Here is a 13,547-nt window from a genome sequence, read left to right on the forward strand (position 1 = left end):
GGGTGGCCCTCGACCGCGGTGGGTGTCAGACCGTGGACAGGTCGATGGCCCGGTCGACGTCGTCGGGGCGCAGCACCCGCAGGATGCCTTCGAGCAGGTAGTAGTCGGCGTAGGGGAGCGAGATCTCGATGCCGTCCTCGCTCGGGCGGTTGCGGGTACAGCGTGCCACGACCGCCTCGGCGCGGGTCGACTTCGTGGTCAGGCAGGTCTGCGAGAGCGCGGTGAGCAGCCGCAGCGCCGCCTCGCGGTAGCGCGGTTCGCCGGTGGCCCTGGACAGGTCGAGCAGGCCGCAGGCCATGACCGCGCCCGCGGAGGCGTCCTTGATGTCGTGGGGTGCTTGTGGGGCGAGGTAGTCCCACACGGGGACGTTGTCCGGGGTGAGCGCGCCCAGGGCGAAGTCGGCGAGTTTCCGGGCGGTGGTGAGGAACTCCCGGTGGCCGGTGCGGCGGTGGATGGTGGTGAACCCGTAGATCCCCCATGCCTGCCCGCGTGACCAGCAGGAGGCCGGGCTGTAGCCCTGCACGGTGGCGGGGCCGAGGGGAGCGCCGGAGGACGGGTCGAAGTCGAAGACGTGCGGGGTGGATCCGTCCGGGCGGGGGAAGTGCCGCTGGGTGGTTCTCGCGTGCTCCACGGCGATGTCGAGGTACTCGCTGTCCCCGCTCTGGCTGCTCGCGAACGCCAGCAGATCGAGGTTCATCATCGTGTCCATGATGACCCGGCCCGCGTTCGCCTGCTCGTCCAGCGCTCCCCAGGCCCGGATGAAACGGCCGCGCGGGTTGTACCGCCGGATCAGCGAGGAGGCCGCCCGCAGCGCGCCCGCCCGCCAGGTCTCGTCACCGGTGAGCCGCCAGGCGGTGACCCACGACGGGTAGAAGAGGAATCCGAGGTCGTGGGTGCCGGTGTCGTTCTGGCGGGGGGCGAGCTTCTCCGCGGCGGCGAGGGCCAGGGTGCGGAACCGATCCTCGCCGCTGTGCAGCCACGCCATCCACAGCGTGCCGGGCCAGAACCCGCCGACCCAGTCGCCGTTCTGGGAGTACGTCCACTTCTCGAACTTCGTACCGACCGGGAAGCCACTCACCCCCGGTGCGACCGCGCGCAGCTTCGCCACCGCGTAGTCCGCCGTCTCGCGGAAGGTGCGGAGCGTGGCGGCATGGCCGGGGACCTCCTCCGCCGCCTGGGCCGGGGGAGCGATCGAAGTGGCCGCCGCCGCGGTACCGGCCGCGGTGGTCAGCAGGGCTCGCCGGGAAACGCTCATCAGTGTCCGCCCTTCACGAGTGGTGAATCCGACAACGACATGACGACATGCGGTCCGTGCGCTCGGCCGGCTGTGGGGCGCGGGCGACGTACCCGCGCCCCACAGGCGAACTGGTGAAGCTGGTGGAACTGGTGAAGCGTGTTACGGGATCAGGGATCAGGGGTACTCGGTCACGTTCGCCACGTTGCTGTTGGCGTCCGAGGGACCTCCCGTGTCATTGATGACATGGTTGATGGTGCCGGTGCCACCGAGCGAGACGGTGACCATGTCGTGGAACTTCACATCCGGGCTCTGGGGAACCTCGAAGGCGTGCTCGGCGGTGACGGACTTGTTGGTGTTGAAGAAGCAGTAGCTGCCCAGGCCCCAGGCCTCATGGCGGTTGACCGAGTCGGCCACCTTGTAGGCGGCGTATCCCTTGGTGGAGCCGTTCATCCAGGCGGCCTGGTCGGGCGGGTCGTAGGGCATCTCGTTCTGGTAGAAGTACGTGCGGCCGCCCTCGCCGTTCCAGGTCGTCTGATTCTTCTGGTAGTGCTCGACGAACAGGCCGTACATGGTCACGTCGTCGCCGTTGACGACGAGCCCGTTGTCGGCCGTGTTGGAGTCCCAGCCGACGCCGTCGCCGTGGTCGGCGCGCCAGATCCACGTGTGGTCGCCGATCACGTTGGAGCTGTTGACCACCAGGCTGGTGGACGCCTTGCCGACGCCCGCGCCGCCGACCCGGAAGAACACATCGTGCAGCGAGGTGGGGTTGTCGGCGTGGTTCGCGGACGAGTCCTCGGGGCCGACCTCCATCAGCGTGTCGGAGTTCTCGGTACCCGCGTCGATGAGCAGGCCCGCGAGCTTGACGCCGTCCACATCGGCCACCTTCATCGCCGAGACCCCGTTGTCGGGAACCAGCGTGGCCAGCCCCAGGCCCAGTACGACGGTGTCGGGACGGGTCACCTTCAGCGGTGCGTCGAGGTGGTAGACGCCCGGGGTGATGAGCAGGTGCTTGCCCGCGTCGAGCGCCGCGTTCATCTCCTCGGCCGTGGCATCCGGCTTGGCGATGAAGAAGTCGCTCAGCGGGAGCGATTCGCCCTTCGGCGACCCCGAGGACCAGGACGTGCCCGTCGAATCCTTGCGCACCTCCGGCACGAACACCTTGTACGCGCCGTCGTCGTCGACGTACAGGAACGGCTTCTCACGGGTGATGGGCGACTTGTCGACGCGGGTGTACGGCGGGTTGGGGAAGTCCCCGGCCGGTGCGTTCTCCGCGCCGACGAACACCATGTTCCAGTTGGAGCCGGTCCAGCTGCCCCATTCGGTGTTGCGGGACAGCCACTGCTGCTGCGATCCGGACTTCACCTGTCCGTCAACCTTGGTGTCGGCCAGCAGACCGCCGCTGGACCAGCCGCCGTCGTCCAGCTGCAGATCGCCCTTCAGATGCATACGGCGGTACGGGGCGGCCTGTGAGACGGCCCAGCGGTCCGCGCCGCCGTCCGGGTTGACGGCGAGGTTCTCGGCGTCGCGCCAGAAGTTCTGCGTCGCGTTGCCGTCGAACCAGTCGGCCTCGGCGTGCACCTGGCCGTTGATGGTGGTGTCGTCGGGCGACAGGCCGAGGCCCGCCACCTGGGTGTAGAAGCCGACATTGGCCTTGACGTCGTACGAGCCGGGCTTGAACAGCAGGGCGTGCCGGGCCTGGCCGAACTGGTTCTTCTCCTGCTCGCCGAAGACCGAGTCGAGCTTGCCCTGGATCTCCTGCGCGGACATCGACGGGTCGAAGACCTGCACATTGGGACCCAGGTCCGGCTCGGCGTCCGCGCCGTGCGCCGCCGGTACGGTCAGCGCCGCGGCGACGGCGCCGGCCAGCACGGCGAACGCGGCGGTGGCGCGGGCGACGCGACGGCGACGGCGGTGCCCGGGTTGAGTGGTGTCCCCGGTGGTGTCCATCGCGGTGGTGTCGTTCGTCATGGTGATGTGCCCCCTCAGCCCTTGTACCGGGCGAATATCCCGGTGAACTGCCAGGGCTCCTGGGCGACTCCGGAGCAGGTGTCGTCGTTCGGGTAGTCGCCGGGGCAGGGGCGGTCGCGGTTGACGGACCAGAAGGAGAGCCGCGACAGGTGGTGTTCGGAGGCGTAGCCCAGGATCGACTCGAAGTCGTCCGTGGTGACGGTCTCCTTGACGTCGGTGATGCCGTTCATCGAGGACAGGCCGCTGTGCCGGTAGGCGTCCTCGTCGCTGTAGCCGTAGGCGCCCTTGACGGCGTTCTTCAGCCCGTCGGTGGCCTGCTTGGTCAGCTCGGCCATGTTCTGGCCCTCGCCGCCGAAGTCGAACGGCATGATGGTCCAGCTGTCGGCCTCGAAGTCGGATTCGGCGGCCCGGCGGATCATGCCGTCGTCGGGGCCGTTCTGATCGCTGGGGAAGGTGACGTAGGTGAGCAGCCCCGGGTTGTCGGCCTTCACCTGCTTCAGGGCGTCGATCGTCTTCTGCTGGACGGCCGGGTCGTCGTAGGCGTCGCCCTCGATGTCGATGTCGATGGCCTTGAGACCGTAGGCGTCGATGACCTTCTGGTAGGCCCCGGCGAGGGCCTTCGCGTCGGCACAGGACTGCTCCAGCTTGTTGCCGCTCGCGCCACCGAAGGACGGCACCACATCGCCGCCCTTGGCCCGTATGGCCTTCACGGTCTGCTCGTCGGCACCGCCGGCCAGCGGGCGGCTGCCGTCCCATTGCGGGTCGCAGCTGCCCGCGTCGAGCACGAAGGCGAGGGTGAACCAGCCGACGCCGGTGGCGTCCATCACCTCGCCCGGGTCCGGGGGATTGCCCCATCCGTTGTAGAGGTAGGGGGCCACGGCGGCGGGCGCGGCGGATGCCGGGGCTTGGTCCTGGCCGGTGTTGTCGGCCCAGGCGGCCGCGGTCGTGCTCGCGGCGGTGGCCGCGAGGGCCGCGGCCACGGCCAGGACGGTCCGCCGACGGCGGCGCCGCGCGCGGTCCCGGGCGGGGAGGTCTTCGCTGTGATTCATGTGGGGGGATGCCTTCCTGACACGCGGACGGGCCCCGGCAGTGGGCATGTCCGTCGGACAGGCGCCGCCGCAGCCCGCGACATGCGGTGTCCGGCCGGAAGGTCACGGCCGGACTCTCGGGCCCATATATTTCGGGAGTTGAACGTGTCTCGTCAATAGGTCCGCACCAATGAATGACCTGCCTTCAAAGGGCGAACTCGCAGGACGTGTCGCCGGCGTCCTCGTCGGTGAACGGCCCTCCGCGCGGTGACTTGTTGGCATATCTGGTCCATACCAAACCCTTGACAGGCTTTTCCTTCACTTCTTAACTCACGTAATGAACTAAGTACCGCTGAGATCGCTCACGCACCCGGTCGGCGCCGTAACCACTTGGTTCGCATGCGCCTCATGCCTCTCCACACCTGTCATCACCTGTTTCTGGAAGGGAGAGTCATGGACTCCCCGCGCTTACCCCGGCGACTGCTGTTGTCCCTGGTCTCGGTCCTCGCCCTGGTGTCGCTGTCCACCGGACTGGCACAGGGCACCTCGGCCTCCGCGGCGAGCCCCGCCGCGAAGTCCACCGCGAGACCCGCCACGGCGGCCGCCGTCACGTTCTCCGACGAGTTCGACGGGCCCGCCGGCTCCGCCGTCAACGGCGGCAAGTGGCAGATCGAGACGGGGGACAACGTCAACAACCACGAGCGGCAGTACTACACGGCGGGCAACAGCAACGCCGCCCTCGACGGCCAGGGCCACCTGGTCATCACCGCCCGCCGCGAGAACCCGGCCAACTACCAGTGCTGGTACGGACGGTGTGAGTACACCTCCGCCCGGCTGAACACTTCCGGCAAGTTCACCACCACCTACGGCCGGGTCGAGGCCCGGATGAAGGTCCCGCGCGGGCAGGGCATGTGGCCCGCGTTCTGGATGCTGGGCAACGACATCGGACAGGTCGGCTGGCCCAACTCCGGTGAGATCGACATCATGGAGAACGTGGGCTTCGAGCCCTCCACGGTGCACGGCACCCTCCACGGCCCCGGGTACTCGGGCTCCGGTGGCATCGGCGCCGGGTACTCCCTGCCCGGTGGCCAGGCGTTCGCCGACGCGTACCACACCTTCGCCATCGACTGGAGCCCGAACGCCATCAGCTGGTCCGTCGATGGCACGGTGTACCAGCGGCGCACCCCCGCCGACCTCGGTGGCCGGCAGTGGGTGTTCAACAAGCCCTTCTTCGTGATCCTCAACCTCGCGGTCGGCGGCTACTGGCCCGGGGACCCCGACGGCAGCACCTCCTTCCCCCAGCAGCTCCTCGTCGACTACGTCCGGGTCAGCACCGACAGCGGACAGCCGAGCGGCGGTGCCATCACCGGTGTCGGTGGCAAGTGTGTGGACGTGGCGGGTGCCAACAATGCCAATGGCACGCCGGTGCAGCTGTATGACTGCAATGGCAGCGGCGCGCAGCAGTGGACGGTCGGCTCCGATGGCACGATTCGTGCGTTGGGGAAGTGTCTGGATGTGGCGTCGGGTGGTACGGCCGATGGCACCCTGGTCCAGTTGTGGGATTGCAATGGGAGTGCGGCGCAGCAGTGGGCGGTTCCGGCGGCGCGTGACATTGTGAATCCGCAGGCCAACAAGTGTCTGGATGCCACGGGCGGGAGTTCGGCGAACGGTACGCGGCTGCAGATATGGACCTGCACCGGCGCCGCCAATCAGAAGTGGACGGTGACCAGATGAATCGCGGACTCCTGCGCGGACCCGGGGTGCGTGGCGTGCTCGGCGCCGCGGCCGCCGCCGCCCTCCTCACCGGCCTGACCAGCCTCCCCGCGAGTGGCGCCGTGGCGGCCACCGGCCAGATCACCGGTGTCGGTGGCAAGTGTGTGGACGTGGCGGGCGCCAACAACGCCAATGGCACGGCCGTGCAGCTCTACGACTGTAACGGAACTGCCGCGCAGCAGTGGACGGTCGGCTCCGATGGCACGATTCGTGTGTTGGGGAAGTGTCTGGATGTGGCGTCGGGTGGTACGGCCGATGGCACGCTGGTTCAGTTGTGGGATTGCAATGGGAGTGCGGCGCAGCAGTGGGCGGTTCCGGCGGCGCGTGACATTGTGAATCCGCAGGCCAACAAGTGTTTGGATGCCACGGGCGGGAGTTCGGCGAACGGTACGCGGCTGCAGATATGGACCTGCACCGGCGCCGCCAACCAGAAGTGGACGGCACCGAGCGGCGACACCACACCGCCCGGACCGGGTGCCATGGCCGTGGCCCCGTACCTCTACAACGGCTGGGGCAGCCCGCCGAGCCCCACCACCGTGATGAACGCGACCGGCGTCAAGTGGTTCACCCTCGCCTTCGTGCTCAGCAACGGCTACTGCGACCCGCAGTGGGACGGTGGCCGTCCGCTCACCGGAGGGGTCGACCAGCAGACCGTCAACACCGTGCGGTCGGCCGGTGGCGATGTCATCCCGTCCTTCGGCGGCTGGAGCGGCAACAAGCTGGAGAGCTCCTGCGGCAGCGCGGGCGAGCTGGCCGCCGCGTACCAGAAGGTCATCAACGCCTACGGTCTCAAGGCGATCGACATCGACATCGAGGCCGCGGCGTACGACAGTCCGACCGTCCAGCAGCGCACGGTCGACGCGCTGAAGACGGTCAAGGCCAACAACCCCGGCATCAAGGTGTACATGACCTTCGGCACCGGCCAGAACGGCCCCGACAACAGCCTGATCAGCAAGGCCGCCGCGTCCGGGCTGACCGTGGACAGCTGGACCATCATGCCGTTCAACTTCGGGGGAGCGGGCCAGAACATGGGCCAGCTCACCATCCGCGCCGCCGAGGGGCTCAAGAACGCGGTCAAGAGCGCCTACGGGTACTCGGACGACCAGGCGTACCGGCACTCCGGCATCTCGTCGATGAACGGCATCACCGACAACGGCGAGACGGTGACCGTGGCCGACTTCCGCACCATCCTCGGCTACGCCCAGCAGAACCACCTCGCGCGGCTGACCTTCTGGTCGGTCAACCGGGACCGGCCCTGCACCGGTGGCGGAGCCGACACCTGCTCGGGCGTCTCCCAGCAGCCGTGGGACTTCACCCGCGTCTTCGCCCAGTACGGCGGCTGACCCACGACCCGACGCAGTCATTTCCTATAGGAAGCTGAGAGACGAGATCCGGCGCCCGAGCCACGGGGGTGCCGGATCTCGCGTCTGCCGGGCGTCTGCCAGGCGACTTGCAGGGGGTTTTGTCGAGAGTCTTGACGGGGCGGCTCGACTGGCACACCATCGCGGCATCAATTTCCTATTTGATTCCATGGGGGTGAGGAGGTGCGTCTCCGGACCAGATCTCTTCTGCCGGGAGTTGTCGCCGTGGCGTTGCTGGCCACGGGTTCGACAGCCTGCACGCTCAAGAACTCGGGTGAGCCGTCGGGCGGGCAGGCCCCCGCGTCCGCGCGGGCGGGCGGCGGCTCGGCCGTGCTCGCGGATGGATCCGCCACCAAGGTCGCGCTCGTCCCCGGCGGCGCCCACCCCTACTTCCAGCCCTGGAAGACCGCCGGCGCCCAGGCGAAGAAGACCTACCGGCTCGGGGACGTGCGGTTCGACGAGACGGCGGAGTGGGACCAGCAGAAGCAGAACAACCTGCTGTCCACCCTCGCCGCGCGCGGCTACAACGCCTTCGGCGTCTTCGGGGTCTCGCCGACCGACATCAACACCACGTTCGCGGACCTGAAGTCGCAGGGCCTCGCGGTGGCATCGCTCGGCTCCTGCCCGGCGGGGAAGAAGAACGAGGCCGACTTCTGCCTCTCCACGGACGTCGAACTCGCCGCGTACAAGGCGGCCAAGGCCGCCATCGACGCCATGGGCGGCAAGGGCAGGCTCGTCCATCTGACGGGCAACAACGTGGACGCCAACACCCAGCTGCGGATCAAGGGCGTCGCGCGAGCCGTGCAGGAGTCGGGCGGCGAGGTGCGGCTGCTGCAGACCGTCACCGACATCGACAAGGATCTGCAGACCGCGCAGAAGGCGGTGTCCGACCTGCTGACGGCCAAGGGCAAGCAGATCCAGGGCATCGTCTCCACCGCCTACAACCCGGCCGTCGCCGCCGCCGACGCCGTCAGGAGCTCCGGTTCGCGGGCGAAGGTCGTGGCCATCGACGACGACGCCAAGATCCTGAGCTCGATCAGGGAGGGCACGGTCACCGCCACCGTCGTGCAGAACCCGGTGGGGCAGGCCGAGATCGGGGCGTGGGCCCTCGCGCTGCTCCAGACCAGGCAGTGCGCCATGCGCAGTCCCGGGCAGTCCGTCGACTCGGGCTCGTTCGTCGTCACCAAGGAGAACCTCACGACCTACGACCGTGCGCGGAAGGCGAAGACCGCCCAGCTGAAGAAGCGGTTCGCCGATGACGTCCTGGCATGCGGCTGATCCCCGCCGTCGCCGCGCCACAGAGATTCGCCGCACCACAGAAATTCGCCGCGCCACAGAAAACTCGCCGCAGCACAGAAAGCGGACATCACCGGATGAGCATCATCACGACCGCCACGGCCAAGCTGGCCGATATCGCCGTGGAGACCGACCGCACCGACGCGGTGCAGTCCTTCGTCAAGCAGGAGACGGTACTCGTCGACCTCACCACGGCCGACGGCAGCGCGGGCACCGGCTACGCGTACACCATCGGCACCGGCGGCACCTCCGTACTGGCACTGCTGCGGGACCACCTGCTGCCCGCTCTCATCGGGCAGGACGCGCGCAATGTCGAGGCGCTGTGGCAGCGGCTGTTCGCCCTGACCCGCGCGACCACCACCGGAGCCATCACCTCGCTCGCGCTCGCCGCCGTGGACACCGCCCTGTGGGACGTGCGCTGCAAGCGCGCGGGGGAGCCGCTGTGGCGGCTGGCCGGCGGCCACCGCCAGGAGGTTCCGGTCTACGACACCGAGGGCGGCTGGCTCCACCTCACCACCGACGACCTGGTCAAGGGGGCACTGCGGGCGCAGAAGGCCGGGTGGGCCGGTATCAAGATCAAGGTGGGCAGGCCCCACCCCGCCGAGGACGCCGAGCGGCTGCGCGCGGTACGCGAGGCGGTCGGCCCCTCGCTGCACATCATGACGGACGCCAACCAGTCGCAGACGATGTCCTCCGCCCTCCGGCTGGCGGCCGCGCTGGAGCCCTACGACCCGTACTGGATCGAGGAGCCCCTCCCGGCGGACGACATCAGCGGCCATGCCCGGCTGGCGCGTGCGACACGGATTCCCGTCGCCGTCGGCGAATCCCTCTACGCGCCGGCGCAGTTCCGCGGCTACCTCGAGACGGGCGCCGCCTCCGTCGTGCAGGTCGACGCCGCCCGGGTCGGCGGGATCACACCATGGCTCAAGGTCGCCCACACCGCGGAGAGCCACAACGTCATGGTGTGCCCGCACTTCCTGATGGAACTGCATGTCAGCCTCGTGGCCGCGGTGCCCAACGGCAGCTACGTCGAGCACATCCCGCAGCTGCGGGCCGTGACCCGCGGTGAGCTGACGCTGCGCGACGGGATGGCCGTGGCGCCCGACGTACCGGGCATCGGCATCGACTGGGACATGGACGCCATCGACGACCGGAGGGTGGCATGACGACGCCCGTCATCCCGCCGGGCAGTGACATCCGCTCCACCCGGGCCACCCCGTCGCGTCCCGCGCACCGGCTGCCGTTCTGGGTCAACCAGCGGCTCGGCCTGCTCGTGCTCGTCGTCGGCCTCAGCGCCCTGTTCGGTGTGGTGCAGCCGACCTTCCTCGACGCCCGGCTCGTGCTGTTCCCGCTGGTGCGGGACATCTCGACGCTGACCGTGGTGGCCCTCGCCCAGATGGTCGTCCTGTCGGTGGGGCATATGAACCTTGCCGTCGGACGGATGGCCGCCTTCGGCGCGCTGTTCGCGGGGCTCGGATACGACCGGCTGGGTCTGCCACTGCCGCTCGGCCTGCTGCTGTGTCTGTGCGCCGGAGCCGCCATCGGCGCGCTGACCGGCTGGATCATCACCCGTACCGGGGTGAGCTCCTTCGTCGTGACCCTCGCGATGGACTTCGCGCTGCTGGGACTCGTCTCCCTGCTCTACTCGGCCCTGACCGAGAACGCCGCCTTCACCACCAAGCCGTCGGGGCTCGACGAACTGCGCTCGTACTCGCTCGCCGACATCTGCGTCGGGCCGGTGTGCGGATCCCCGGTGATACCGCAGCTGGCGCAGTTCACCGTCCTGGCCCTGCTCGGCCTCGGTTTCCTGTACGGCGCCACCCGTATCGGCCGGGAGCTGCTGCTCACCGGCGCCAACCCCGCGGCGGCGGAGCTGTCCGGCATTCCCACCGGCCGCCGCGTGATCCTGGCGCACACGCTCTCGGGGCTGCTCGCCGCGCTCGCCGGATTCATGGCCGCCGTCGGCACCGGAACCTTCCGCGCCTCCATCGGGGACGACTTCATGCTGCCCTCGTTCCTCGGCTCGGTGCTCGGCGGCACCCTGCTCACCGGTGGCGTCGTCTCCGTCGTGGGAGCGCTGCTGGGCACGGCCCTGGTCGGCGTCATCCGCAAGGGACTCGATCTGCTCGGGGTGGGTCTGGAAAGCCTGAACATCTACCTCGGTTGCGTTCTGCTGCTGGCCCTCTCGGCCGACCGGGTGCGCACCGTGGTGTCCCATCGCAAGGTGGTGCGTTCCACATGAACACGATCCGCGATCGGGGCGTCGCGGCCCTGGGCCGCTTCTCCCGCTCCACGACGATGACCCTGCTGGGCGTGGTGCTCATCGGCTACCTCGCCCTGGGCGTGGCCTCCTCCGGCTCGTTCTTCGAGGGCCCTTCGGTGCGCACCTTCCTGCGGTACCTGGCCACCCCCGTCCTCATCGGGCTGGCCCAGATGGTGGCGCTGTGCGTCGGACAGCTCAATCTCGCGGTGGGCGCGCTCGGTGGCTTCACCGCCTGTCTGATGGGTGTCCTCATGGCGGACCGGGGCGTGCCCGCCCCGGTCGCGGTGGTGGCCGGGGTGCTGACGGCCACGGCCGTCGGTCTGGTGACGGGCCTGTTCATCGTGGTGACGAAGATCAACGGTTTTATCGTCACTCTCGGGACGATGACGATCCTCCAGGGGGCGCAGTACGGGCTGACCGGCACCCGCACCGTCGACGGATACTCCGCCGCCCTGCGGGACTTCGGCCGGGCGGCCCCGCTGAACGTGCCGCTGGTGTTCGTCACCGCGCTGGCCGCCGCGGCCCTGCTCGCCGCCTTCCTGTACCGCGCCACCGCCGGCCGGCGGCTGCTCGCGGCGGGTGGCAATCCGCTGGCGGCCAGGCTGTCGGGCATCTCCACCGACCGGCAGATCGTGCTCGCCCACGCCCTGTCGGGGCTCCTGATCGGCGTGGCCGCCCTGACCGCCACGGCGTCACTGCCGGGCGTCAACCGCAGTGTCGGCGGCGACTGGCTGCTGCCCAGCTTCGCGGCCCCCATCATCGGCGGCGTCGCGCTCACCGGTGGCTCGGTCGCGGTGCTCGGCACGGTGCTGGCGGCCTTCGTGATGCGGCTCATCGACGCCGCACGCGCCCAGTTCTCGCTCGATCCGAGCTGGGTGAACTTCCTCATCGGCGTGGTCGTGCTCGGCACGGTGGTCGGCGGCCGCATCCACCAGAGCCACTTGGCCAAGAGGGGTGGTTCGCGCGGGAGCGCACCGCCCGTACCACCGCGAAGTGACGCGCGGCCCGCCGCCGTGTCGCCGCACACGGGAGGCTCCGGATGAACGACGTCCTTCTCGAATGCCAGGCCATCGTCAAGGTGTTTCCCGGGGTACGGGCCCTGGACGGCGTCGGACTGCGCCTCACCGCCGGGTCCGTCCACGCGCTGCTCGGCGAGAACGGCGCGGGAAAGTCCACCCTCATCAAGGTCCTGACCGGGGTGCACGCGCCTGACAGCGGCCGTCTCCTCTGGCGCGGTGGCGAAGTGCGTCCGCGCTCGCCCCTGGAGGCCACCCGCACCGGCATCGGCGTGGTGCACCAGGAGCGCAATCTGATTCCCGGCTTCTCGGTGGCCGAGAACATCACGCTGCAGAGCCCTCCCTCACACCGGGGTCTCATCGACCGCGCGGCCATGACCGACCCCGCGCTGCGGTGCCTCGGGGAGCTGGGCCTGGACCTCGACCCGGACCGGCCGGTCCGCGAACTGTCCGTGGCGCAGCAGCAGTTGGTGGAGATCGCCAAGGCCCTGTACACCGAGAGCCGGGTGCTGCTCCTCGACGAGCCGACCGCCTCCCTCTCCCCGCGCGAGGCGGAGCGCCTCTTCGAGGTCGTACGGCGGCTGAAGGCCCGGGGGACGTGTGTCGTCTTCGTCAGCCACAAGCTGGAGGAGGTGTTCGCCATCTGCGACACCGTCACCGTGCTGCGCGACGGCGCCTCCGTGCTCGAATCCGCGCCGCTCGCCGAGCACACGCAGGACGACGTGGTCGGTCTCATGGTGGGCCGTGCCCACGCGGCGGCCGAGATGCGTCCCCGGGAGGTGGACACCTCCGCGGCGCCGGTGCTCTCGTTCGACGGAGTCTCCACCGCCGCCGGCCACCGGGACATCGGCCTGGACGTCAGGCCCGGCGAGATCGTCGGGCTGTACGGGCTGGTCGGCGCGGGCCGCAGCGAACTGGTCAAGGCCGTGCTCGGCCTCGACCGCGTCACCGGCGGCGAGATCCGGGTGCACGGCGAGCCGGTGCGCATCGCCTCTCCCCGGCAGGCGCTGCACCGGTTCGGCATCGGCTATCTCACCGAGAACCGCAAGGAGGAAGGGGTCTTCCTGGAGCAGCCCATCGCCCGGAACATCACGGTGACGGTGTGGAAGAGGCTGGCGAAGGCGCTCGGTTTTGTCTCCGCGCGCGAGGAGCGGGACGTGGCGCATGACCTCGTCGAACGTCTCGGCATCCGCATCGCCGGACTGGCGCAGAACGCCGGTGAGCTGTCCGGTGGCAATCAGCAGAAGGTGAGCCTGGCGAAATGGCTGGCGGCCGACACCCGGCTGCTCATCGTGGACGAGCCGACCGTGGGTGTCGATGTGCGCACCAAGCACGCCTTCCACGAACTCATCTGGGAGCTGGCCCGCGATGGCCTGCCCATTCTGCTGATCAGCAGCGACCTCGCGGAGATGATCACGCTCGCGGACCGGGTGGTGGTGATGGCCGACCACCGGATCCGCGGTGAGGTCGACAACGACCGCGACTACGAGCGGATGAGCGGCCGGATCATCCGCATCATCCACGACCGCGCGACGTCGGCGGTGGGCCCGCGGACGGTGGAGGCGTAACGCACCTGGCGCGGGGCCCTGACCCACGTGGCGCGGG

At 69.4% G+C, this 13,547-nt stretch carries 10 protein-coding genes; 7 read left to right on the plus strand and 3 right to left on the minus strand.

Features of this window, described 5'->3' with window-relative positions:
* Positions 1-25 precede the first annotated feature (25 nt).
* From JK364_RS11605 to JK364_RS11615, 3 genes are all read right to left on the minus strand, one after another.
* On the minus strand, positions 26-1,255 hold the full coding sequence (locus JK364_RS11605; protein ID WP_201850376.1) for a YyaL domain-containing protein: 1,230 nt from the start codon (positions 1,253-1,255) through the stop codon (positions 26-28).
* 156 nt (positions 1,256-1,411) lie between these two features.
* Complete coding sequence (locus JK364_RS11610; protein WP_230991769.1) at positions 1,412-3,205, minus strand: pectate lyase-like domain-containing protein; 1,794 nt, start codon at positions 3,203-3,205, stop codon at positions 1,412-1,414.
* Positions 3,206-3,219: 14 nt separating this feature from the next.
* Positions 3,220-4,254, minus strand: a complete 1,035-nt coding sequence (locus JK364_RS11615; protein WP_201850378.1) for a chitinase — start codon at positions 4,252-4,254, stop codon at positions 3,220-3,222.
* A 432-nt stretch (positions 4,255-4,686) separates the two neighbouring features.
* Here JK364_RS11615 and JK364_RS11620 point away from each other — a divergent pair, with 432 nt between their 5' ends.
* The 7 genes from JK364_RS11620 (at position 4,687) to JK364_RS11650 (ending at position 13,510) form a co-directional block, all read left to right on the plus strand.
* Positions 4,687-5,967 carry a glycoside hydrolase family 16 protein gene (locus tag JK364_RS11620; RefSeq protein ID WP_201850379.1) on the plus strand — a complete coding sequence of 427 codons (1,281 nt, stop codon included), beginning with the start codon at positions 4,687-4,689 and terminating at the stop codon, positions 5,965-5,967.
* Positions 5,964-7,349, plus strand: coding sequence for a chitinase (locus JK364_RS11625; protein WP_201850380.1), 1,386 nt, complete (start codon positions 5,964-5,966; stop codon positions 7,347-7,349). Before JK364_RS11620 ends, JK364_RS11625 begins: the two co-directional genes overlap by 4 nt.
* Positions 7,350-7,592: 243 nt before the next feature.
* Complete coding sequence (locus tag JK364_RS11630; RefSeq protein WP_307841233.1) at positions 7,593-8,645, plus strand: substrate-binding domain-containing protein; 1,053 nt, start codon at positions 7,593-7,595, stop codon at positions 8,643-8,645.
* A gap of 95 nt (positions 8,646-8,740) precedes the next feature.
* Positions 8,741-9,829 (plus strand): mandelate racemase/muconate lactonizing enzyme family protein, encoded by a 1,089-nt coding sequence (locus JK364_RS11635; RefSeq protein ID WP_201850382.1) that lies wholly within the window; start codon positions 8,741-8,743, stop codon positions 9,827-9,829.
* The gene (locus JK364_RS11640; RefSeq protein ID WP_201850383.1) at positions 9,826-10,905 is read left to right on the plus strand and encodes an ABC transporter permease; all 1,080 of its coding nucleotides are present in this window, start codon (positions 9,826-9,828) and stop codon (positions 10,903-10,905) included. The genes JK364_RS11635 and JK364_RS11640 overlap by 4 nt, the downstream gene beginning before the upstream one ends.
* Positions 10,902-11,969 carry an ABC transporter permease gene (locus JK364_RS11645; RefSeq protein WP_201850384.1) on the plus strand — a complete coding sequence of 356 codons (1,068 nt, stop codon included), beginning with the start codon at positions 10,902-10,904 and terminating at the stop codon, positions 11,967-11,969. Before JK364_RS11640 ends, JK364_RS11645 begins: the two co-directional genes overlap by 4 nt.
* Positions 11,966-13,510: a sugar ABC transporter ATP-binding protein gene (locus JK364_RS11650; RefSeq protein WP_201850385.1), complete on the plus strand. Its 1,545-nt coding sequence runs from the start codon at positions 11,966-11,968 to the stop codon at positions 13,508-13,510. Before JK364_RS11645 ends, JK364_RS11650 begins: the two co-directional genes overlap by 4 nt.
* Positions 13,511-13,547: the final 37 nt, after the last annotated feature.

The sequence above is a fragment of the Streptomyces endocoffeicus genome (assembly GCF_016741935.1).
GTDB lineage: Bacteria > Actinomycetota > Actinomycetes > Streptomycetales > Streptomycetaceae > Streptomyces > Streptomyces endocoffeicus.